The organism is Vibrio sp. KUL78 (genome assembly GCF_059725505.1).
This window is the reverse complement of record NZ_AP045840.1, coordinates 68684-88844: the sequence shown is the minus strand read 5'-3', so window position 1 is coordinate 88844 and position 20161 is coordinate 68684. Positions and strand designations below refer to the sequence as shown.

Below are 20161 nucleotides of genomic sequence, written 5' to 3'. Positions count from 1 at the left end.
AGATGAGATGAATAAGCCCAAACGCATCGCTCAGCTTGAAAGTCAGGTGTTGTTACTGGCGAACCAGCTTCGCAATAGCCAAGTGGCACTGAGGTTCATTGCGACCACGGACTTAGATCGCTCTCAAGAGCAGGTTGGTGAGTATGTCGATGGTGTAATTGCTAATGGTGAATCGGTGCTTAATGAAGTGGGACACGGAGAGTTTAGCTACAAGCGGCAAAACATCTTGCTGACGGACTATCAAGAAAAGTTGGACTAAAAAAGGGAGCTGATGCTCCCTTTTCTTTAGGCAAAAAAATAGCCAGGCATATCCCTACCTGGCTCTCTATTCAGTTCGTTATAGAACTAACGTGACAAGAATGATATTAAGCTAAGGCTTATTGTATGGCAAGTTGTTTTTAAGCGTTTACTTAAAGTCGTGTTTTATCGTGGATTTTTGGCAAAAAAATACGCCACATCAATGATATGGCGCTTTCTAGGAATCGTTATGCACTGGTCGGAATCTCCCTTGCACACTGATAATAGCATGTGATATTCACACATTAAAGCAGTTTTGACACCGCCTCTCGCTTCTGTTCATCTGACGACACGGTGTAGATAGCCGTCGTGCTTAGATGTTTATGACCCATCAATTCCTGAATCGTCTTCATTCCTTCGCCTGCCTGATACATGGTGGTACCAAAGAAGCGACGACCACAATACCCTGTTCCACCTCGAATACCGCAGCGCTTCTCAATGATGGTGTTCATGATGCGAGTCAGTGACGAAGAGGTGAAGTGATCGCCCTTCTGTGACAGAAAGAGTGCCTGTCCTTCACGAAAGCGAACGCCTTTCTCTTTACGAGCACGAATGTAGCCGAGTAGGTGAGTTTGCTGCATAGCAGAGCCAATTGGGATCTTTCGAATGATGCCACGCTTGGTGTACCCACGTTTGAGTATCACGGTATCAAATAGCCGGTCGCGCTCGAAGTCGTAGACATCTTCCAGCTTCAGTGATGCAGCCTCTTTAGGTCGAAGCCCCATTGTGAAGAATGCGGTCAGCAATGCCTTGTCTCTCAGTTCGTGCCGAGTGCCAGTGCATGAGTCGATGATCTGCACAGCTTGATCGCGGGTAGGGATAGGAGCCTGCCCCTGCTTGCCAGCTTGTCCTTTCTGTCTGCCTCGTTTTCTTACTTCAGCCATAAGGCCTCCTGCTATTCGTGAAAGACAACGCTGATCGCGTCCAAGTAGGTTTGGGCATCGTAACTAACAAGATAGTGTGCTTTAAAATCTTCGCCACGAACGTAACGCTTAAGTTTGAGGTTGTGCGACATGTTGTTAGGGCAGGTCTCTTGATACTTGGTAAACAGGCGACTTACTTTCTGGCGACTCAGATCGAGAATGAGACAAATCTCTTTGGTGGTGACCGAGCCTTGAGTCATCAATTTGGCATCAATGAGCCGATAAATGTGCGTGTCCAATAGCGATCGCGACATGACGATTCCTTCATTCACCTATTAAGCGTTATTGATCAAAGGTTAACAGCATAATGAATAAGAATATACATTCTTATACATTTATTTGCCAGTACGTGACGCCGTAACACTCTCATTTTCATTGGCTTTTTTACCTAAGCCTCGTGAAAACTGGATTCTCGCTCATTCTCATTTTTACCAAAAACTGCTCAAAAACCGAGCTTGTAACATGCTCACGAATACTATTATAAGCAGTCCTTAACTTGTTATTGATGCAACTTAATGTGCGCATAGTGTTGGACTTATTACACGCAAGCATGATTGCAATATTGATTGTTAGCATGCTAACAACATAAAAACAAAGAAGAAAATTTTAAATGATATCGATATTGTCGGTAGTGTTGTAATCCGAAGATATGAATGAAAAGTTGGTATTAAATATGTGAAATAAGATTTCAACCTGTTAGTATTAAGTAACTACTTAAGTATTTTGCAGGCGAGGTGAGGCTGTATGGGAGCCAGTATGAGATGTCATTGGAGCATGTCCCTGTCTCAGCGCACTTTGCCTGCAATGAAACCGCCTCGTAGCCCTTGTGCTGCGGGGCTTTTTTGTATTTGAGGTATCAGTATGGCTAATCAAGATCGCATTCAACGAAGAAAGCAACGCAAGGCAGAACGCAGAAAAGAGCGCCGCAATTCGCGTAACTCTAACGTCGATTTCGCGTCCAAAAAGCATCGTAACCATGACAAAAGCAAAGGCAGTAACGTGGAAAAAACACACATTACTGTGAGTCATTTTGATTCACTTAGAGAGGTGCATCAGGACTTTGACGAAACGTATTTTGCCAATGATTTGACGGTCGGTGTTGGCTGTGCAGGTACAGGTAAAACGTTCAGAGCGGTGTACCTAGCGCTCAAAGATTTGTTCAATCCGTCTCTGCCTTTTGAGCAGATCATTCTTGTGAGAACAACCGTAGCCGTGCGAGATGACGGACACTTACCTGGCACTGCGGAAGAGAAAGCTGCGCCTTACGAGCGTCCTTTTATGGGTATCGTCAATGAAATCTGCGGTCGTGACGACGCTTATGCGCTGCTAAAGGCCAACGGATACATCAAATTTCACTCTACAAGCCACGAACAGGGGCTAACGTACAAGAATTCTGTGATTGTTTTGGACGAAATCCAGAACTACACCTTCAAAGAGTTGGATCTCATCACCACTCGTCGCGGTAAAGACTGCAAGATGTTGGCAGTAGGTGACTTTGTTCAGGACTATGTCACCACACGTAAAGAGCAGTCAGGGCTTTCTCAGTGGATGCAGATTGTGGAAGGTATGCAGGAGATCGGCCGAGCTGGCATTGTTGAGTTCACTGAGGACGATATCATTCGTGATGAGTTCGTGAAGGACTACATTAAAATTCGAAACAAGCTCAAGATTGCCGCATAGAATGGAGACAAGCGGGTAAGATCGTGTATAGTAACAAAAGAAGATTGAGATGGTTGCCGCCATCCCAATCTTAGGGGTTACTTACGCAAACTGCGTATGAAGTGGGTTAGCGCATTAATAAACGCAGTGCATGCAACGATTAATGGCACGATGATTGGTACAAATTCATTCAAATACTCTTTCATTAGTTCTCCTATATTGAGAGGCTCATTGGTTGCATCCAGTGAGCCTTTTCTATTCTATCACCGTTTGAACTTCACCGTTCCCGAGAAGAGCAACCCTGAGACAGAGTCTTTAGGACGCGGTTTTCAAATAAACCACATCGCGATCTTCACTGTATAGAGCGCAAAGACATTATAAACCCCGAAGTCAGTAACTACGTGTTTTGTAGTAAACTTTTGCCCGATTCGACAGGCTAACATCACAGTTTTTCGCTCTGGTAAATACCTTAAGCATCAAGCCTTTTGAATACAAGTCTCTTATGCAGCTATCGTCCACTTTTAGTTCGATAGGGAGATCCGCTTCATCTAGATCGAACAAAACCAAACCGATAGTTGTAAGTCCCAATATATTCTGAAACGAGTTTTAATGCTGAGTTAGGGTGTAGTGCCGTTAGGAGATGTTCGTCCATAATTCACAAAGGTCTCTGATCAGATTCATCAGTTCGCGGATAGCTCGGACGTACTTTCTAAGTCGATTGATATCAATTGGTAGTTTCTTCATGTTTACCTCGCTTTGGTGACTACAGAGGTAATTAGGAGAATAAGAATTTGGGAATAATCAGTTACGACAGAGAAGTAGCGCAACCCATTAAGAACGAAAACCTCGGTTTGATTGCTTTCTTAATGCTAATGGACGCATCCATTAGCATTAATGTAACCACGTGTCATTCAAGGGGATCTCTCAACTCTACAATCATTGATCCCACCCACAATAAAGGTCATAATTACTGTGTTTCTATACATGTGTTTACCCTATGCCATCCATCAGAATTCGCTTTCATTACAACACGGTCACGCTCAACGAAAGGGGAGTAGTAGACGGTCACAAGTCAATCTGCGGCAATACAGTTGAGGTGATTGGTGCTGACGGCTCGACCGATCGCTTTGAGTTTAAGGGCTTTCGACAGTACAGCGATTACAAAGGCTCACTGATCCCCGTGCAGTTCGTCAAAGTGTGGAATGTCGCTGCCTTCTACAAGGACGACTTTGCTCGCGCTGAGTTCGTGGATAGCAGCCACTATTGCATTGGCGTCTTTGAAGAGAATGAGCGAGGGGTGTATTTGCTGCTTGATGACGGTGGGCTAATGACTCGTGAAGCCACAAGACCGACTAACCCACCAAAGAGGAATGAGAGCAACGTAGTGCCATTTCGTCGCGCTTAGAAGCTGTCTGGCTTCGCTACGCTGCGTGTCATCCACATTTGCCCTGCCTGCAAGTCCTTCTGTGCGAACTCAAGGTCACGACGAGACTCGGGTGTATTGGCTTGAATCATCAACTCGGTAAGAAGCTGCTTGGTTTGCTCTCCGTGTGCTTTGATTTGGTTCATTAGATCGATCTCTGCCTGAGACAGATCGCGATACCCTGTGATTTTGCGGTGCTGATTATCCATATCAGTAACTCCAACTGGCGAACTTAGTACGTGCAGGATCGTCGTCAATGTGAAGGAACGAGTCTGCAAAGCCAAAGCCTTTAAACCCTTCTTCGATAGCGATTTGAATGAGCAGCATGCGCTCATGACCCCAACCAATCTTGATGTCAAAGGCGTAGCCCTTAACGTGGCGCCCACCTGTGTAGCTAAGACCGTATTTCTTCACCTTCGCTTGCTCTGAAGGGTGGTTAAGACAGCGATGCGCGGAGGTTAAGGACAAGCCCTTGCCGGTCGCTGCAAAGAATCGGTCACGGACGCGCTGCAGCCGATCTAAAGACGACGGGTTGCATTGGTTTGGGAACTGCTTTTTACACTTGGAGCACTTGCAGCGCAGTTCATCGGCGGTGAAGTTCTCTTGAATGGGTTCGATCATCATTACTCTCCTGACCGGTGACCGACAGTTTCTTCAAAACCGCAGCAAACGTTTTGCGACCTTGCTTGTCAGCCAAATCAATAATTTTGAACCCGAGCCGCCTCGCTATGGCTAAGCAAAACTGCTGATCGTCATGGCGAGACGACTCAGGTTCGGAGAATGTCACGATGAATTTCGTAGTAACGAACGGATTGATGGACTCTTTGCCTTCCAGCCCATACAGGCAGGCGAGGGTAGAGTACGCCAGGGACTTCCGGTGAGGTGTTAATTTGTGGAAGCCACTCACCTGCTTCATACCTAGCTTTCGAAGGTTGCCAAATGTCGGGTTAACGTACACTGGATAACCGCTCTCAGGGATACTTTCTTCGCTATACAATTCCTTGTTGCCTCGATAGACCTTATAAAACGTCATATTCATGACGCTGTCAGGTGTTGTCGCTAAAGTGGCTCGTTGACTCAACACGGACGAGGCTTTAACGATGACACGCTTGAGCGCTTCACTAGGTTCCACAAAGCTAAGGACGGCGAATTTCATAAAACTCTATTACTGTTGATTGTTAATCTACGTTATCAAGTTGCATCAGGGTCATCGAGCTCTACCACAGGCTCTTCAGGCGGCTGTGGCCAGTTCTCTAAGATGTAATCTAATGCCTGCTCGCGAGTCATGCAGTTCCCGTCATCGGGTCCAGTATGCGTTACGATCACTTCTTTTTGATCGAGACTCACGCGAGCGTTGGGGTATTGGTTTCTCAATGGATTGGTATAGACAGTGCGCCCCTGCACTTCGATACTGGCGTTGTACTCCTCAAACGAAATGATTCTATACACTGAATTTCTCCTTCCATCGCTCTTCATTGAGGTTCACGGCAAAGCCATCGTCTACCTTGTGCACCACAATGTTGTCGAACAGCGCTGCATCGCCAATCGTTGCATCACCCACCATCGAAATATCGATTGTGGCAGCGTCAGCGAAGAAGTAGCCCTCATTAAAGCCATCGTTCGACAGCGAGAGCTTTCCTGACGCTTCCAAAGCACATGTAGCCCCAATTGCTTGCTCGATGTCGCAGGACACGCGATAGATGCAACCTTCTTCGACCGACAGCGTTTGTGTTGCTGTTTGATACGCAATGTCATTGACGAAGCGAGCACGGCCGCCATCTTGTGTGATGGAGTCACCCACCCACGACGAAACGTCCGAATCGAATTCACCATTGATGACAAGGTTGCTGCCATCAGGATTACGATTAACCGCGGCGTTACGAATGATGCCGCTCTCGGTGTAACCATCATCGACAGGGAAGTAATACTCCTCGCCCTCATCGATCATGAAGTTCATGATGACAAAGGTGCCAGACTTACTTGCGTTAGAGATGCGATCAAGATGAATAGGCGTTTCGTCAGTGTAAAGACGCTTGGAGGTGACCAACTCACCATTCCAATAAAGAACCGCAGTGCCATTAGACATGCGAATTCGAAGCGTCCCTTCAAACGGCACATCAGGAAAGACACTGTAGAACACAGCCCCGCTTCCGTTGTGACGCATGATGACGTTGTTCCCTTTCATGATGATCTGAGTGTCGTATCTTGCGCCATACGCAAGCATGCGCTCAGACGAGTCGGAGTTGGTTTCGATGATGTCGAACTCAATCACCCCTTGATCGTGAGCGACCACGACTTCTGGGATTTGAATGAAATCATCAATGCCATCAAACTCATAAACCAAACGCTTCGGCTCGGTCAGATCGGATAGGCGTTTAGGCTTGCCATACCCCTCTGAAAAGCCTGAATCGTCAAACTCATAAATCATTGTGGCGTTACTCCAATCTCTGCCTCACCAAACAGTGTTTTCGCATAGACGATCTCACCATCTGCCAAATCGTAGTGATAGCGCTTGCCTACCTGAATCGGGTCACCAGAAGCCGTGGCGTCGGGTTTCGTCGAGCCTTGCAACGTAACGACATTAGTGGTTGAGCGGTTGATGAACGAGCCAGTTGCTTCTTGCGTGATAGCCACGTAGTCGGAAGAATCTACAGTTATAGTGCGTGTGGTTACGGTCATTATGTATCCCCTTGGTTACAATAGTTTGCTTAAATCGAGCTTGCCTGAGAGTAATTTCTCCTGCTGCTCTGGTGTGAGTGAATTCACCAATCGCTGCGCTTTGCGCTCCATGTCTTTCTGTCGCTGAGCCTCCAACGCCTTGCGTTTGCTCATGCGCTCAAGATGAGGTTCTAGCGCTTTCGGTTGGGCAATCATCACATCGACCATCAAACCAACCACCTCGGCTTGAGTGAGGCTGTAAGACTTGGTTCGCTTAGTGATGAATTCGTGTTGACTGTCCGTCAGTTCGACGGTGATTCGTTTAGGTACTGTTGCCATTACTTTCCTCCGAAACAGCTAAAATTAAACTCGTGTAAAGCCGTATTTGGCTGGATTCCAAGTTGTACCTGGCTCCAGTAAATTCTCGGCAAAGCCCGGGGTCTTGGTGATGATTTCCTTGCGCTGAATAGCATGAGATCGCAGGTGTTTGTTATGCTCATCGGTGAAGTCCAAGACGAAACAGATATTGGGTCCAGACTTCTTGGCACGTAAGCCACGACCGATGCGCTGCCTATTCGACACCTCTGCTTTACCCCCTCCTGCCAATGCAATGAACCCAACGGACGGCACATCCACACCCACATCGAGAATGTTGGTACCAATCAGCACATCAATCTCATGAGTGCCAAGCTGAGCCAGAGCGTGTTTGCGAGCGTCCTGTTTGTCTTCTCCTTTAATGAATCGGACTTTCAGACCGAGACGCTCTAGGTATTGCTTCAGCAGCTTGCCGTGATTGACTCGTTGAACAAGAATCATCGACGTCAAACCAAAGCGCGACATGCGAACACACTCCGCGACGATTCGCTTGTTACGATGCTCATTTTCAACAATGCCCACTCTGTACGCTTTGTCGTAGCCAGAGCCTTTAAAAAGCCCCTTAGGAGAAGGCGTCGATACAATCATGAATTTTGGCGTCGCCAAGATCCCTAAATCGATAAGCTGCTTCTCGGTAATCTTGATCATGATGCCGCCCGAACAGCCCATCAGACGCATGTTGGATTCAGCATCGCCTCGCATGAATGGCGTAGCAGTTAACGCCAATCGGTAGCTTGCCTTGTTGCAGGCACTCATCACATCAAAGTAACCATTACCACCTGCTTCGTGCGCTTCTTCTGCAATGACAAACTCAAACTCACGGAGCAATTCAAGCGTCTCTTTGCGCTGCTCTCGCTGCTTTTGCATCTTCTCTGAAATGTTGTTCAACAGAACAGCGTCAGGGGTGCGACGAGCGATTTGATCGCTCTTCAGTGCTTCGATCTCTTTTAAGCGAATGGCGGTCTTAACTTTCTTCTTAGCTTGTCGTGCTTTGAGGGTGGTCAGCTCTTTGTCTTCGCGCTCTTTTTGGCGAAGTAGATGCTGCTCCATCAACTCATCAGCGGTGTGCGTAGTTAGTCGCTGAGCAAGCGTTTGAACCATGCCGCATACAAGCGGTTTGTCTGCGTCCCACTCACTATCTCCGACAATGCCCACCTCACTCGCCCCAAAAGATTCAACGCAGTCATCACGGAACTGATACATCAGAGCGCTTCGTGTGGTGAGAAACAGAGTTTTGCGTTTGATACGTGCGTAAGCGAGTCGAGCAATACGACTTTTACCACCACCGGTCGCGACCTGCGCAATGCCCATCCCAAACTTCTCAAGCTTGCGAACGGTTTCCATCTGATAGCTGTATCGCTCATCCCCATGACCAAACGCATCAACCATAGGCAGCTCTGGACCCAAAGGCTCAGGGCGCGGCTTTTTGATGATGTGAGGCATGTACCCGTGTTTCTTAAGCAGCGATTGAACGCGAGGCAAAAAGCCTGCGGGGAAGCTGTTTGTTCGAAACGAAAAGAACGATGAGTTCCCGTCCCAACCTGGGCGTTTCGTCATGAATTCGCTGCCCTCAACCGCATACGACAGAAGTTCACTGACAAGCAGCCTTGCTTCTCTCGGTGGGTCGATGAGTTTCGCGTGTACGGGGTTAGCGGCAATTTTCAAGATCGACATTATTTGATGAAACCTTACACTAGGGTTATTCTGTAACCTATTAAGTACTTACTTAAGATTTTAAACGTATCAATTCATTCACTTGTATAAGATAACACACTATGAGTAAAAACTTACAATTTTCCTATGAAGACCCACGAACTCTGAAGAAAAATCCGTGGAATCCCAATGAGTTAACAGCAGAGGCCGAGGCTAAGCTGAAGAAGAGCTTAGAGGAGAACGGACACGTTAAACCCATCCTCGTTCGTGAGCTAGAAGATGGTACCAAAGAGATTGTTGGAGGTGAACACCGCAGCGATCTATCCATCGAAATCGGTTTAGAGCAGGTGCCTGTTCTTAACTTAGGCGTCATCTCTGACAAGCAAGCGAAGAAGATCCTTTTGCTCGACAACTCACGCTATGGCGAGGACGACGTTGGCAAACTCTCGAGTCTTTTGGAAGAGCTAGGCACGGCTGAAGAGCTGGCGTCTTACATGACCTACACCGAAGACGATCTAGCCACGTTGATGACCAGTGATGTCTCGCTAGAGATGGACACGCTCGATGAGTTGGATGAGTTGGACTACGTCGATGACGAGATTGCCCCCACCTCTTCCCCTGAGCTGAAAACACACCAACCAATGAAGTTCAAAGTCGATGTTGAAAACGCCGACATGGTGAAAGACACCCTTGAACAAATCATGCGCGAGCAAGACATTGAAGACTCGGATGCACAAGTGAAGTCAGGTGATGCGCTGACATGGCTTATCCGAGATTATCGCGAGCGCGCAGGGTTGGACAGCGAAGAGTCGGACACGGAATTCGATGAAAGCGTAGATGCGCTTTTAGAAATGGAACTTGATCTGGACTAAGGACGCTTATGGCCGCCAAGAAAGCAACAACCGAAGAGTGGGGCATTGATAAGCTCAAGCCCTACAAAAACAACGCGAAGATCCATACCAAAGAGCAGGTAGAGAAAATCGCGCTTTCCATCAAAGAGCACGGTCTGGTCAACATCCCTAACGTTGAGCCGAACGGTGACATCATCACAGGTCACGGTCGCCATCTGGCACTGCAAAAACTGGGTTGGGAAACCGTGCCGGTTAAGGTGCGTTACGACCTCACCAAGAGAGAGGCCGCCGCGCTTCGAATCGCAGACAACAAAGTGGCTGAAGGTGACATGGACACCAACTTGCTGCAAGAAGAGCTGCGATGGCTTCAAAAAGAGGACGAGTCCTCTCTGTTGGCTCTGGGCTTTGATGATAAAGAGCTGGAGTTTCTGACCACAGACTTGGGCGCATTGGATGACGATTTGCTCATGACCGATCTCGAATTGGTTACGGATGACCTATCAGAAGAGGGTCCAGAGTCTTCGGATACCGATTCTGCGATTGAAGAGGCGGATAAGGCAACGGTCACGCTTGAGAAAGTCTTTGGCTTTAAGAAAGTGACCTCGTCAGAAAGCCTCAAGCTGAAGCGATTCCTCGCCAGCATTACTTCTGAGGGTAAGGATCCAAAGGCTGCATTGCTAGAGCATGCAGAGAAGGTGCTTTATGAGTAGATACGTAACCAAACCGCAGCCCATTCAAGCGAAGAAGATTGTCCGAACGGGCGTGAACTCAGGCTATTACCAAACCGAAGATGGTCAGGTCTATCAATTGAAGTCTGTGCAGGTCGGTAAGGCAGATGACTACCTGATTTTTGAAGATGGCGTAGCGGTGGGCATTCAGACTCAAGAGCAGTTTGAGCAGCACATCCAACCGGTTCCCGATGAAGTAGACCCTGTTACGGTCGATGCAATGATTGTTGAGCAGGACTACATGAACACGGGCGAGCTGACGATTTGTGTGTTGACGCTGACGGACGGTCGCAAGATCTCTGGTGTGGACAACGGCATTGGCGATTCGAAAGAAGAGCAGCGCGAATTGGCGTATCACGATGCGTTTAACACGCTCATCAAGCATGAGGTGTATGTGCATCAAGGACTCAAAGCCTTGTTTAAGGAGGCTGACAATGGTTGAGACATTTCATCATCACGTTGATGTTCGATTCAATACCTCTGTAGAGCGTACCAAGCGTGTGCTCGATATCGGTGAGTCGTTTGGTTTGGGCATGGACGACAAAGAGTTTGTGGTTTACGACAACTTCAAGTTTGCCACTCGACAAGGCGATTGCATCTACATCACGGGGCAATCAGGTTCGGGCAAGTCGGTTCTCCTGCGTGAACTCGCGAAGCAGTATCGCAACCAATATCGTCTGCAGGTTGGCATCTTGGATGAAGTTGAGCTTGAAGAGCGACCGCTCATCGAGCAGTTGGGCAGAACGACTGAAGACGCCTGTAAGCTTCTGTCGCAAGCGGGGCTTAATGATGCGTATTTGTTCATTCGTAAGCCTTCGGAGCTCTCAGATGGGCAGCGCTACCGCTTTAAGATTGCCAAATTGATTGCGATGGGCGCTGAAGTGCTGATCGCTGATGAGTTTGGTGCAGTTCTCGATCGCACGACCGCCAAAGTCGTCGCCTTTGCGGTTCGAAAGCTGTGTCAGCGCCACAACGTCACACTGGCGGTTGCCACGACACACAAAGACTTACTTTGGGACCTAAAACCTACCCTGACGATTGATAAGAAATACGCCGATCAAATCCGCGTTTCTTATTCGGATCGCGAAATGCTAGAGGAGTATTGATATGGCAGCTAAGAAACCGGTTATGAACTTTTTCATGGAAGTAAACGTGCCGATGTACTTTCGTCGCATCATTGCTTTCTATGGCGACTTGGAAGGTTTTAAGACGATGTCAGAGGAGCTGTTTGACGAGAAGATTCAGTGGCTCAACATTGTCGAAGAGTGTAAGCAAGCGAACGGCTTTTGCGTGCCTATGGTGGATCAAAAAGGCTCGTTTGAACTTATCTTCATCGACGCCACTACCCCTAAGGCATTTCAAGAAGAAGTCATTTGGCATGAGTGCTTTCACGCAACCGTGAACATCTTGACTGGCATTGGCGCGAACATCAATGCGACGGAGCAAGAGCCAGGTGCGTACCTGCAGGGCTACATTGCCACGTCACTTCGCGCTGCAATCAAAGATATGCAGAAAAACAAGAGCAAAGTAAACAGCGAGGCTCAATCTGAAAGCGTTGTCAGCGATTCTGAGACGCCCAAAGCGTGTCGCATTCGTCGTGATGCTCATTCAACGATTAAACGCAACACAGCGCAATACAGCGCGAAGGGAGCATAGACTATGGCGATCATTACGGCAGTAAGCGCGTTAGCAGCGCTTGTTCCACAAATCAGCAAGTGGATTGGGGGCAGCAAAGCAGAAGAGGCAGCGGTGGCCATCGGTAATGTGGCGAAAGCGGTATCTGGACAATCGACTGTAGAATCCGCGGTTGGTCAGATCATGAATGACCCTGCGGCACGAAACGATTTCATCTTGTCGATGGAGAACAAGCGGCTGGAATTTGATCAGATGTACCTCGCCGATAAGCAGCATGCGAGAGAGCAGCAAGTGGAAGTGGTTAAACACGCAAAAGATCCAGTGGCTCGCCAGTTCATCTATTGGTACGCATGGTTCATGTCCATCAGCTCGATGTTGTATTTTGCAGCCATTACGTTTCTTCCCATTCCTGAAGCAAGCACACGCTTTGCCGACACAATCCTTGGATTCCTGCTCGGCACTGTGATTGGCGGGATTGTGACGTTCTTCTTTGGCGCCTCAAAGCCTGTGAGGGACGATGAATGAACGAGATCACTGTGACTCGCCACGAGGTGAATAGCGATCAGCTGTTCTCCTTGCTCGATGACATGGTTGTTGAACGTGGCACCAAAGACGATTGGGATAAGCTACATCACCTGCACTACAAAGCAGAGTCGCTGCCACCTGCGCCGCACTTCTATCGATGCCGACGCATCTCGAACGGTGAGCTTGTTGCGGTGTGCGTTCTGAGTACCGTGTCGCTGCTGCTTGCCCCTCGTCATGATGTGTTGCCCATGCTTAAGCCAGGTGGTGACACAACCTTAACGAACAAGCATCGTCCTCGTTGGCTCAATGACAACATGCGACGAGTCGGGCGTATCGTGACGTCCACCATGTATCGCGGAACAGGCGTGAGCTATCGGTTCATGAATCTGCTCTGTCGAATGTCAGGCATGCGATATATCGAGATCGTCAGCTCAATGGCGAAATACAACCCCTTCGACACGAAAGCAGGATTCAAACGAGCGCCTTTGAAGCGAGCCGCCGCTTACGATTCAGGCGTGAAGTTTTTGCGATCGCAGTTCGAATCACACCCTGCCGACCAACTCGCATTGCTGGATGAATATGATCGTCAGCCGAAAAGTGTGCAGCAAATGATCCATCGAGACTGTGCCGAGTTCTATTACAAGAACAGCTCACGCGAGAAGACGGGGTCGAAATTGGGTCGAACGCTTGAGGATGTGATGAATGACATGTCCATGAAGCAAGTGCTTCGCGAGCTGAACCAACTCATCTTCGGACACACCGTGTATGCGCTGTATCAGAATCCTGATCACAAGCGCGTTTTGCCAAAACAACTGCCTTTGCTTGCGTTCGATAAGCAGGCGACCGACGAACCTTTGGAGCAATAATGGAATTAACTTATCGAATGTTGATGATCCTAGAGGTCATCGTGAAGCGCAACGACGACGGCTCACTTGTCGACTTAGATCAGCTGATCGAGAAAGTGGACTACGATGTCACCAAACCCGCAATTCAGTTCACTCTCCGCAGAATGATTCAGCACGAAGTGATAGAGAAAGCGCCTCGTGAAACTCGACGTGGAAAAAAACGCATGGTTTACCGCGCGACAGGTTTGGGTTACGAAGCGCTGAAAGTAAACAAATAACCGTGTGGGGAACTCATCATCACTTTCCGCGATTTTCACAAAATAATAAGTATAAAAAAGAGATCTTTTAGAGTGTTATATATAGTAGAACGAGCAAAAAGTGATGATATTGTGTAAGTGTATGAAAACAATGTGAAAAACTGAGCGGGTAGTGAGCCTGCGGATAGTGATGAAAAATCGTGCCTTTTTGAGTCCAAAATGACTGCGGAAAGGACACAGAAAACGCCTTGTTTTGGACATAAAATGAGTGCGGAAAATAGTCTAGTGAATCTCGGAATCCTCTCTTCAAAAATTCAGTAATCACGCTTTTCGGAAAAGTGATGATTCATGAATCCTTATATCGTAAGGGTTTAAAAGCTTTTCATTCTTAAGTAATCACTTACTTAAGATATTTATTGCGGTATGATGATCCGCAGAAAAGAATTTGAGGTGAGTGATGACAAAGAAGCGAATGACGACGCGGGATTGGATTCGAGCCGAAGCCATGTACGAATCGGGGGAGTATAGCCTCGATAAGATTGGCGAAGAGTTTGGCGTCCACAAAGCCACGATCCAGCGTCATATGAAAGAAAAAGGCATTGAGAAGGGCGTGGCAGCCGCGAAAGTGAAAGAAGCCGTTGAAAAGCGTATTGCTGATGATGCATCCGAAGAAGTCGATATTACGACTCAGCGCATCCGTGAGACGAAAGAACGCCAATACACGCTTGCAGCCACCATTGATAAGCGGATCACACGTGAAATCATTGATGCTGAGCGAGAAGACCGACCTATCTCGGTGGCCACAAACAATCTCAAAGCCTACAAGCTGATGGCGGAAACGCTGAAGCTGACCCGTGATGCGCAATACGAAGTGCTTGGCATTTCTGATGAAGACAACGATGAGCTACCAACACTGGAAGTTCGTGAGATGTTGGAAGACGAGATCGCTGAAATTCGTGACGGTCAAAAAGAGCAAGCCAAAGAAATGGGTGTGCTCGAAGAGGGCGGTGATGAATAATGAGCAAAACGGTATCGCTTAGTCTTCACCCTGCACAGGCTGAAATCGCTAGACACAAAGCGCGATTCAAATGCGTGGTAGCCGGTCGTCGTTTTGGTAAATCTCACCTTTGCCTTGTACGAATGATCACGGAAGCCACCAAAGGCAAGAATCGACGCATTTGGTATATTGCCCCGTCCTTTAGGATGGCAAAGCAAATCATGTGGAAGGAGCTGAAAAACTCCATCCCTAAGAACTGGTTGGCGAAGAAGCCCAATGAAACCGAACTCACGCTTGATCTAAAAAACGGCACTGAGATTTCGTGCAAAGGCGCAGATAACCCCGATTCATTGCGTGGTGTCGGTCTGGACTACGTGGTGCTCGATGAGTATCAGGACATGCGAAAAGAGGTGTGGGAAGAGTGTATTCGACCAACCTTAGCAACAACGGGCGGTCATGCGCTGTTCATTGGTACGCCGAAGTCGTATAACTTGCTCTACGATGCCTACATCTCTGGACAAGACCCAGACAAGCCACAATGGGCATCGTGGCAGTTCCCAACCATCGCCTCCCCATTCATCCCAGAGCACGAGATCGAGCAAGCACGAAAAGATATGGACCCTCGAACCTTCCAGCAGGAATTCGAAGCGTCCTTCTTAAACGTATCAGGTCGTGTTTACTACCCATTCGATCGCGAACGACATGTGAAAGACCACGTGAAGTTCAACCCGAAATTACCTATCGCTGTCGGTATGGACTTTAACATCGACCCAATGTCGTTGGTCGTCATGCAAGAGCAAGACGATGGAAAGATTTGGATAGTCGATGAGATTGTGCAGTTCAACTCGAACGTGGACGAAGCAGCGGAAGAATTGGCGCGACGATACTGGCGCTATTTAGACCAAACGACGATTTATCCCGACCCTGCGGGCAAAGCAAGGCAGCATGCGAGGGGTGAAACGTCATTAGATGTGTTAAGAGAACACGGATTTAAACGCATCAAATATCGCCGCAAACACCCTGCGATCGATGATCGTGTGAACGCGGTAAACCGCAAGCTGATGACCGCAGATGGTACGGTAGGGGTTGAGGTTTCTCCTCAGTGTAAACATGTAGTTAGATCCTTTGAGCAGACCATGTACAAAGAGGGTTCGAGAGACATTAACAAGGCTTTGAGCGTCGAGCACGTTACCGATGCACTGGGCTATTACATCGAAAGAGAGTTCCCAATGCGCAAGATCAAGATCGCTGGATACTCAATTTAAGTTGATTCTTAAGTAAGTACTTAATACTATATAAGGTAAATAACCAAACGAGGCGATCCTGTTGGACTTTTCTAAAGTGTCAAAAAAGCAAATTGGGCAGATGATTTCTCGTCGTCACCCAACATACAACCTAATGGTAGAACATTGGGAGTTTTTGCTTGAGACCTATACAGGAGGTCGAGCTTGGTTTGAAAAGCACATCTTTAAATACCTCAAAGAAGGGGATAACGAATTTAAAGATCGTGTGGCTCGCGCTTATCGATTCAACCACACACGCGAAGTCGTGGACTTAGTGAACAAGTACGTCTTCAAGGGAGTGGTTCGACGTAATCGAGAGGATGCGCCAAGAGAAGTGGCTGAGTTTTGGGATAAAGCGACAAGAGGCGGTAAAGACATCGACTCCTACATGCGCTTTCTGTCCAAACGCAGTTCGATTGTTGGTCGCATCTGGGTCGTGGTTGATGCAGTCAGACGAGGCGAGGGTGAGAGTAAAGCGGAAGCAAAAGCGCAGGTCTACTCCTACTCAGTACTGCCGCAAAATGTGTTGGATATGTCTTTTGATGATGACGAGGAGCTGAACTGGATTCTGATCCGCGAAACAGCGCGTGATGACGAAGACCCAACCTCAACATCGAACATAGTCTACAGCCGCTATCGTCTATGGACGCGCAATCAATGGTTCTTATTTACGGAAGAGAACCCACAGCGTAAAGCCAATGTAAAACCCATTTTCAAGCTGAGCGACAGTGGCTCGCATGACTTAGGCATTGTGCCTGTCTTCCCTGTCGATCATATGGAATCCGAAGAGCTGTATCACTCACCATCAATGATTGGTGATGTGGCGTACCTCGATAGAACGTGTGCCAACTATCTGTCGAACTTGGACGCCATTATTCAAGATCAGACCTTCAGCCAATTGGCGATTCCAGCGCAAGGTTTGTTGCCAGGTGAAGACGGTCATACGAAGGTGATCGAAGCGGGTACCAAACGCATTTTTACTTATGACTCTGAGGGTGGCGCGCCTTTCTTCTTATCGCCAGACCCTAAGCAGGCAGAACTTATCATTACCTCTATTCGTCAAATCATTAACGAAATCTACGTTGTGGTTGGGGTGAATGGAGAGCGAACCAAACAGGACAACGCACAAGGCATCGACAACTCAAGTGGTGTCGCGAAAGCCTACGACTTTGAGCGTGTGAATTCTCTGTTGGTGAGCAAATCAAAAGGGCTTGAGGTTGCTGAGTATCGACTCGTTGATCTGGTGATGCGATATCACGGCAACGACAACTACACGTTTAAGACCAATGAAAGTGGTCGACGCACGTTAATCACTTGGCCCACAGACTTTGATACTCGCGGTTTGCATGACGAGATGGACATTTCTTCTCGCCTAGAATCGCTGACTACACCGATTGAACTGAAGCGCTACCAGTTAAGACAAGTACTGGACAAGCTGTATCCGTTCATTCCTGAAAAAGACAGAGCCGAGCTAATCGACTCTATCAACTCTATGGCAGACGACCTAACCGAACAAATCGGTTTGGCGTTTGGCAAAACATCATCCACATCTGCGAGCAACCCTGATCAGTTGAGCAAAGATGCGGATACCGAAACAGACCAAGATACCGGTCAAGACTAGCCAAGAAAGAGGCACTAACTATGAAATATCGAAATCAATTCTTGAAATACATGGCTCCTGCATCAGACGGCACCGAAGGTGGTGGCGCAGGTGGTTCAGAAGGCGGCGAACAAGGTGGTAAAGGTGATGAAGACAACACCGATTACAAAGCCGAAAACGCCAATCTTCTAAAAGAAGTCATGAAAAAGAAAGGGCGAATCAAAGAGCTAGAGGACGCGGCAAGCAAGTTCGAAGGCATTGATTTAGACCGTTACGCAAAACTCGTGGAAGCCGAAGAGTCTGCGGAAGCTGAGCGTAAAAAAGCCGAGCAAGAGCGTCTTGCCAGTGAAGGCAAGTACGAAGAGCTATTGGCTAACAAGCAGAAAGAGCACGATGGCATCGTTGCTCAGATGGTTGAGAAGCACAAGGCAGAACTCGAAGCTAAAGACACGAAATATCAAGAATTAGAGTCGGTAGGCAAACAACAGCTATCTCAGATCGAAGAGCTAACAGTTGGTGCCGCATTTGGAAATTCAAAAGTCATTCGCGACGACTTGGTTGGCGTGATGACCCCTGCTCGTGTTCGTTCCCTATTCGGTGCGCACTTCGAGCCAAACGAAACTGGCGATGTAATTGGTTACGACAAACCGAAAGGTGTCGAAGGTCGCGCACCAATTGTCAACGCAGAAGGGAAGCCGCTTTCATTCGATGATTCGCTTAAGCAAATCCTTGAAGGGCAGGCTGACGCAGACACAATGTTTAAGAGCAAAGTCAATGGCTCTGGTTCTGGTACCAAAGATGGTAAGGGACAAGAAGGCACTGAAGTTGGTTCGGGCATTGATCGCATCAGTCATGCGCTAAACAAGACAAAAAGCTAACGCGGATTTTTTTGATTGGGCTTCTTAAGTAAGCGCTTAACACATTAGGCGCTAATTATATTAAATGGTATAACTTAGGAGCTAAACTATGCCACTTTTACGAGCAGAAGCTGAGAAGCTTTCACAAGAAGATTTGGTGCGCGGCATCATCGAAGAGTTCATTGATAAAGAAGAACTTTTTGCACTGTTGCCGTTCGTAGGTACATCAGGTAAGTCGTATGACTATGACCGAGAAAAAACACTGGCGCAAGGTGATTGGTTAGATCCGAACGAAGAAGTGCAAGAAGGTGCTTCAGAGTTCGACGAAGTCACCACTCGTCTACGTATCCTAATCGGCGACGTTGACGTGGATAAATTCCTAGACGGCACGATGTCGGACATGAATAGCCAAAAAGCTACTCAGATCCAATCGAAGCTAAAAGGCATGCGAAACCAGTACAAAGACGCAATCGTCAACGGTCTTCAAGCGAACAAACAGTTCGATGGTCTTCAAGAGCTGGTCACTGCTGATCAAACTCTAGCAGGTGGTGAAGCAGTGCTTGATCTGAACATGCTTGATGAACTGACAGCGGCTGTGAAAACAGGCGCAGACGTCATCATGATGCGTCCAGAGCACTACCGTAAGTACAAGCAGCTAATGCGTACGTTCGGTGGTAACACGGGCGGCATGATTCAGCTACCAAACTTCGGTCGTCAGATTCTGGCGCACGATGGTACACCAATCATCCAGAACGAATACATCAAAACGACTGACATCTCAGGTGGCAAGAAGTCTGACATCTTCGCGCTTCACCTGGACGAAGCAAACGGTGTACACGGTCTGTTCGCGAACAGCCACCCTGCGGGCTTTGCTATCGAAGATCTGGGCACTGTTCAGAACAAAGATGCGACCCGTACTCGAATGAAGATGTACACAGGTCTAGCGCTTAAATCGACACTGTCTCTGGCGAAAATCGGTGACGTTAAGATTTAAGGCCCAATCAAGTGATTGATCAAAGGGAGGGTTCGCCCTCCCTTTTTAGGATTTACGAGGAGATATTTACCATGCAATTTAGCTTTATCGAGTTTTACGTTCGACTACTTGGCGAAATGATGCTGCACACAGGCGTCATCGGCGCTTATGAGTTTAAGGACGGAGTATCTGTTCGTAAGCTCTTTCGAAATGAGGCAGAGCAACTTGCTGCCATTGGTTTTCGCTGCGAAGCAGTCGGTCTGAAGGACGGTCAGGTCGAGCCCATCTTTGAGGTGATTCCCGGTCAAGTCCCGATGCCTGACGCTGCAGTCGATGAGGTTCATAAGAATTACATTGCTTCACGATCAGGGGAAAAGACTCCTACGAAAGTCGTGGATGAGTCTGAGCTGACAGATAGCGATGAAACGGATAGTGACTCTGCGGATACGTCCGACAGCGAAGAGCTAACCGAGCCGACCACCGTACTGACTCGCGACTACCTAGAGAGCGTTGCTGACAGCAGCGGCCTAAAAGGACTGCGTAAGATCGGCAAGCAATACGATGTGAAAGGCAAGTCCATTCCAGAACTTATCGAGCGCTTGCTCCAAAAGCAGGGCTAACG

Annotated in this window: 27 protein-coding genes; 17 read left to right on the top strand and 10 right to left on the bottom strand. The window is 47.9% G+C overall.

The window, feature by feature from the left end:
* The first annotated feature begins 7 nt into the window (after window positions 1-7).
* Window positions 8-259 carry a hypothetical protein gene (locus AC6I8Y_RS27550; RefSeq protein WP_498023419.1) on the top strand — a complete coding sequence of 84 codons (252 nt, stop codon included), beginning with the start codon at window positions 8-10 and terminating at the stop codon, window positions 257-259.
* 283 nt (window positions 260-542) lie between these two features.
* On the opposite strand, the gene AC6I8Y_RS27545 is transcribed toward AC6I8Y_RS27550, so the two are convergent.
* Together AC6I8Y_RS27545 and AC6I8Y_RS27540 are read right to left on the bottom strand one after the other, a co-directional pair.
* Window positions 543-1181, bottom strand: a complete 639-nt coding sequence (locus AC6I8Y_RS27545; protein WP_498023418.1) for a tyrosine-type recombinase/integrase — start codon at window positions 1179-1181, stop codon at window positions 543-545.
* A gap of 11 nt (window positions 1182-1192) precedes the next feature.
* A complete protein-coding gene (locus AC6I8Y_RS27540; RefSeq protein WP_498023417.1) occupies window positions 1193-1474 on the bottom strand; it encodes a BrxR family helix-turn-helix transcriptional regulator in 282 nt (93 codons plus the stop codon).
* A 607-nt stretch (window positions 1475-2081) separates the two neighbouring features.
* Here AC6I8Y_RS27540 and AC6I8Y_RS27535 point away from each other — a divergent pair.
* Both AC6I8Y_RS27535 and AC6I8Y_RS27530 read left to right on the top strand, forming a co-directional pair.
* On the top strand, window positions 2082-2900 hold the full coding sequence (locus AC6I8Y_RS27535; RefSeq protein ID WP_498023416.1) for a PhoH family protein: 819 nt from the start codon (window positions 2082-2084) through the stop codon (window positions 2898-2900).
* 976 nt (window positions 2901-3876) lie between these two features.
* Entirely contained in the window at window positions 3877-4284 is a 408-nt protein-coding gene (locus AC6I8Y_RS27530) for a hypothetical protein (protein WP_498023415.1), read from the top strand.
* On the opposite strand, the gene AC6I8Y_RS27525 is transcribed toward AC6I8Y_RS27530, so the two are convergent.
* Genes AC6I8Y_RS27525 through AC6I8Y_RS27490 form a run of 8 tightly spaced genes read right to left on the bottom strand, consistent with a single transcriptional unit; the run spans window position 4281 to window position 9009 of the window.
* Entirely contained in the window at window positions 4281-4511 is a 231-nt protein-coding gene (locus AC6I8Y_RS27525) for an Acb2/Tad1 domain-containing protein (protein WP_498023414.1), read from the bottom strand. The genes AC6I8Y_RS27530 and AC6I8Y_RS27525 overlap by 4 nt on opposite strands.
* A 1-nt stretch (window position 4512) precedes the next feature.
* The gene (locus AC6I8Y_RS27520) at window positions 4513-4926 is read right to left on the bottom strand and encodes a D-Ala-D-Ala carboxypeptidase family metallohydrolase (protein WP_498023413.1); all 414 of its coding nucleotides are present in this window, start codon (window positions 4924-4926) and stop codon (window positions 4513-4515) included.
* Window positions 4886-5458, bottom strand: a complete 573-nt coding sequence (locus tag AC6I8Y_RS27515) for a hypothetical protein (protein ID WP_498023412.1) — start codon at window positions 5456-5458, stop codon at window positions 4886-4888. The genes AC6I8Y_RS27520 and AC6I8Y_RS27515 overlap by 41 nt, the downstream gene beginning before the upstream one ends.
* A 35-nt stretch (window positions 5459-5493) precedes the next feature.
* Window positions 5494-5751, bottom strand: a complete 258-nt coding sequence (locus AC6I8Y_RS27510; protein WP_498023411.1) for a hypothetical protein — start codon at window positions 5749-5751, stop codon at window positions 5494-5496.
* A complete protein-coding gene (locus AC6I8Y_RS27505; protein WP_498023410.1) occupies window positions 5744-6730 on the bottom strand; it encodes a hypothetical protein in 987 nt (328 codons plus the stop codon). The genes AC6I8Y_RS27510 and AC6I8Y_RS27505 overlap by 8 nt, the downstream gene beginning before the upstream one ends.
* Window positions 6727-6981, bottom strand: a complete 255-nt coding sequence (locus AC6I8Y_RS27500) for a hypothetical protein (RefSeq protein WP_498023409.1) — start codon at window positions 6979-6981, stop codon at window positions 6727-6729. Before AC6I8Y_RS27500 ends, AC6I8Y_RS27505 begins: the two co-directional genes overlap by 4 nt.
* Before the next feature lie 15 nt (window positions 6982-6996).
* Complete coding sequence (locus AC6I8Y_RS27495) at window positions 6997-7299, bottom strand: hypothetical protein (protein WP_498023408.1); 303 nt, start codon at window positions 7297-7299, stop codon at window positions 6997-6999.
* Window positions 7300-7323: 24 nt separating this feature from the next.
* Window positions 7324-9009 carry a DEAD/DEAH box helicase family protein gene (locus AC6I8Y_RS27490; RefSeq protein ID WP_498023407.1) on the bottom strand — a complete coding sequence of 562 codons (1686 nt, stop codon included), beginning with the start codon at window positions 9007-9009 and terminating at the stop codon, window positions 7324-7326.
* A 101-nt stretch (window positions 9010-9110) separates the two neighbouring features.
* Between AC6I8Y_RS27490 and AC6I8Y_RS27485 the strand changes: the two genes are divergently transcribed.
* The 14 genes from AC6I8Y_RS27485 to AC6I8Y_RS27420 all read left to right on the top strand — a co-directional run bounded on the left by AC6I8Y_RS27485 (window position 9111) and on the right by AC6I8Y_RS27420 (window position 20159).
* Window positions 9111-9860: a ParB/RepB/Spo0J family partition protein gene (locus tag AC6I8Y_RS27485; protein WP_498023406.1), complete on the top strand. Its 750-nt coding sequence runs from the start codon at window positions 9111-9113 to the stop codon at window positions 9858-9860.
* 8 nt (window positions 9861-9868) lie between these two features.
* The gene (locus AC6I8Y_RS27480) at window positions 9869-10549 is read left to right on the top strand and encodes a ParB/Srx family N-terminal domain-containing protein (protein WP_498023405.1); all 681 of its coding nucleotides are present in this window, start codon (window positions 9869-9871) and stop codon (window positions 10547-10549) included.
* Complete coding sequence (locus AC6I8Y_RS27475; RefSeq protein ID WP_498023404.1) at window positions 10542-11009, top strand: hypothetical protein; 468 nt, start codon at window positions 10542-10544, stop codon at window positions 11007-11009. The genes AC6I8Y_RS27480 and AC6I8Y_RS27475 overlap by 8 nt, the downstream gene beginning before the upstream one ends.
* Complete coding sequence (locus AC6I8Y_RS27470; protein ID WP_498023403.1) at window positions 11002-11673, top strand: ATP-binding cassette domain-containing protein; 672 nt, start codon at window positions 11002-11004, stop codon at window positions 11671-11673. Before AC6I8Y_RS27475 ends, AC6I8Y_RS27470 begins: the two co-directional genes overlap by 8 nt.
* 1 nt (window position 11674) lies before the next feature.
* Window positions 11675-12223: a hypothetical protein gene (locus AC6I8Y_RS27465; RefSeq protein ID WP_498023402.1), complete on the top strand. Its 549-nt coding sequence runs from the start codon at window positions 11675-11677 to the stop codon at window positions 12221-12223.
* A gap of 3 nt (window positions 12224-12226) precedes the next feature.
* A complete protein-coding gene (locus tag AC6I8Y_RS27460; protein WP_498023401.1) occupies window positions 12227-12727 on the top strand; it encodes a hypothetical protein in 501 nt (166 codons plus the stop codon).
* Window positions 12724-13593: a hypothetical protein gene (locus tag AC6I8Y_RS27455; RefSeq protein WP_498023400.1), complete on the top strand. Its 870-nt coding sequence runs from the start codon at window positions 12724-12726 to the stop codon at window positions 13591-13593. The genes AC6I8Y_RS27460 and AC6I8Y_RS27455 overlap by 4 nt, the downstream gene beginning before the upstream one ends.
* On the top strand, window positions 13593-13850 hold the full coding sequence (locus AC6I8Y_RS27450; protein WP_498023399.1) for a hypothetical protein: 258 nt from the start codon (window positions 13593-13595) through the stop codon (window positions 13848-13850). Before AC6I8Y_RS27455 ends, AC6I8Y_RS27450 begins: the two co-directional genes overlap by 1 nt.
* Before the next feature lie 436 nt (window positions 13851-14286).
* Window positions 14287-14847: a hypothetical protein gene (locus AC6I8Y_RS27445; protein WP_498023398.1), complete on the top strand. Its 561-nt coding sequence runs from the start codon at window positions 14287-14289 to the stop codon at window positions 14845-14847.
* On the top strand, window positions 14847-16091 hold the full coding sequence (locus AC6I8Y_RS27440; RefSeq protein WP_498023397.1) for a terminase large subunit domain-containing protein: 1245 nt from the start codon (window positions 14847-14849) through the stop codon (window positions 16089-16091). The genes AC6I8Y_RS27445 and AC6I8Y_RS27440 overlap by 1 nt, the downstream gene beginning before the upstream one ends.
* 76 nt (window positions 16092-16167) lie before the next feature.
* Entirely contained in the window at window positions 16168-17730 is a 1563-nt protein-coding gene (locus tag AC6I8Y_RS27435; RefSeq protein WP_498023396.1) for a hypothetical protein, read from the top strand.
* A 20-nt stretch (window positions 17731-17750) separates the two neighbouring features.
* Complete coding sequence (locus tag AC6I8Y_RS27430) at window positions 17751-18587, top strand: hypothetical protein (RefSeq protein ID WP_498023395.1); 837 nt, start codon at window positions 17751-17753, stop codon at window positions 18585-18587.
* A gap of 88 nt (window positions 18588-18675) precedes the next feature.
* Window positions 18676-19560, top strand: coding sequence for a major capsid protein (locus AC6I8Y_RS27425; RefSeq protein WP_498023394.1), 885 nt, complete (start codon window positions 18676-18678; stop codon window positions 19558-19560).
* A gap of 71 nt (window positions 19561-19631) precedes the next feature.
* Entirely contained in the window at window positions 19632-20159 is a 528-nt protein-coding gene (locus AC6I8Y_RS27420) for a hypothetical protein (RefSeq protein WP_498023393.1), read from the top strand.
* Window positions 20160-20161 lie beyond the last annotated feature (2 nt).

Coding starts and splice junctions, on each gene's coding strand:
- AC6I8Y_RS27520 (WP_498023413.1), bottom strand. CDS start 4,926: ATGATGATCGAACCCATTCAAGAGAACTTCACCGCCGATGAACTGCGC.
- AC6I8Y_RS27465 (WP_498023402.1), top strand. CDS start 11,675: ATGGCAGCTAAGAAACCGGTTATGAACTTTTTCATGGAAGTAAACGTG.
- AC6I8Y_RS27530 (WP_498023415.1), top strand. CDS start 3,877: ATGCCATCCATCAGAATTCGCTTTCATTACAACACGGTCACGCTCAAC.
- AC6I8Y_RS27480 (WP_498023405.1), top strand. CDS start 9,869: ATGGCCGCCAAGAAAGCAACAACCGAAGAGTGGGGCATTGATAAGCTC.
- AC6I8Y_RS27500 (WP_498023409.1), bottom strand. CDS start 6,981: ATGACCGTAACCACACGCACTATAACTGTAGATTCTTCCGACTACGTG.
- AC6I8Y_RS27475 (WP_498023404.1), top strand. CDS start 10,542: ATGAGTAGATACGTAACCAAACCGCAGCCCATTCAAGCGAAGAAGATT.
- AC6I8Y_RS27420 (WP_498023393.1), top strand. CDS start 19,632: ATGCAATTTAGCTTTATCGAGTTTTACGTTCGACTACTTGGCGAAATG.
- AC6I8Y_RS27515 (WP_498023412.1), bottom strand. CDS start 5,458: ATGAAATTCGCCGTCCTTAGCTTTGTGGAACCTAGTGAAGCGCTCAAG.
- AC6I8Y_RS27550 (WP_498023419.1), top strand. CDS start 8: ATGAATAAGCCCAAACGCATCGCTCAGCTTGAAAGTCAGGTGTTGTTA.
- AC6I8Y_RS27535 (WP_498023416.1), top strand. CDS start 2,082: ATGGCTAATCAAGATCGCATTCAACGAAGAAAGCAACGCAAGGCAGAA.
- AC6I8Y_RS27485 (WP_498023406.1), top strand. CDS start 9,111: ATGAGTAAAAACTTACAATTTTCCTATGAAGACCCACGAACTCTGAAG.
- AC6I8Y_RS27505 (WP_498023410.1), bottom strand. CDS start 6,730: ATGATTTATGAGTTTGACGATTCAGGCTTTTCAGAGGGGTATGGCAAG.
- AC6I8Y_RS27450 (WP_498023399.1), top strand. CDS start 13,593: ATGGAATTAACTTATCGAATGTTGATGATCCTAGAGGTCATCGTGAAG.
- AC6I8Y_RS27545 (WP_498023418.1), bottom strand. CDS start 1,181: ATGGCTGAAGTAAGAAAACGAGGCAGACAGAAAGGACAAGCTGGCAAG.
- AC6I8Y_RS27430 (WP_498023395.1), top strand. CDS start 17,751: ATGAAATATCGAAATCAATTCTTGAAATACATGGCTCCTGCATCAGAC.
- AC6I8Y_RS27425 (WP_498023394.1), top strand. CDS start 18,676: ATGCCACTTTTACGAGCAGAAGCTGAGAAGCTTTCACAAGAAGATTTG.
- AC6I8Y_RS27540 (WP_498023417.1), bottom strand. CDS start 1,474: ATGTCGCGATCGCTATTGGACACGCACATTTATCGGCTCATTGATGCC.
- AC6I8Y_RS27445 (WP_498023398.1), top strand. CDS start 14,287: ATGACAAAGAAGCGAATGACGACGCGGGATTGGATTCGAGCCGAAGCC.
- AC6I8Y_RS27460 (WP_498023401.1), top strand. CDS start 12,227: ATGGCGATCATTACGGCAGTAAGCGCGTTAGCAGCGCTTGTTCCACAA.
- AC6I8Y_RS27495 (WP_498023408.1), bottom strand. CDS start 7,299: ATGGCAACAGTACCTAAACGAATCACCGTCGAACTGACGGACAGTCAA.
- AC6I8Y_RS27470 (WP_498023403.1), top strand. CDS start 11,002: ATGGTTGAGACATTTCATCATCACGTTGATGTTCGATTCAATACCTCT.
- AC6I8Y_RS27525 (WP_498023414.1), bottom strand. CDS start 4,511: ATGGATAATCAGCACCGCAAAATCACAGGGTATCGCGATCTGTCTCAG.
- AC6I8Y_RS27455 (WP_498023400.1), top strand. CDS start 12,724: ATGAACGAGATCACTGTGACTCGCCACGAGGTGAATAGCGATCAGCTG.
- AC6I8Y_RS27440 (WP_498023397.1), top strand. CDS start 14,847: ATGAGCAAAACGGTATCGCTTAGTCTTCACCCTGCACAGGCTGAAATC.
- AC6I8Y_RS27490 (WP_498023407.1), bottom strand. CDS start 9,009: ATGTCGATCTTGAAAATTGCCGCTAACCCCGTACACGCGAAACTCATC.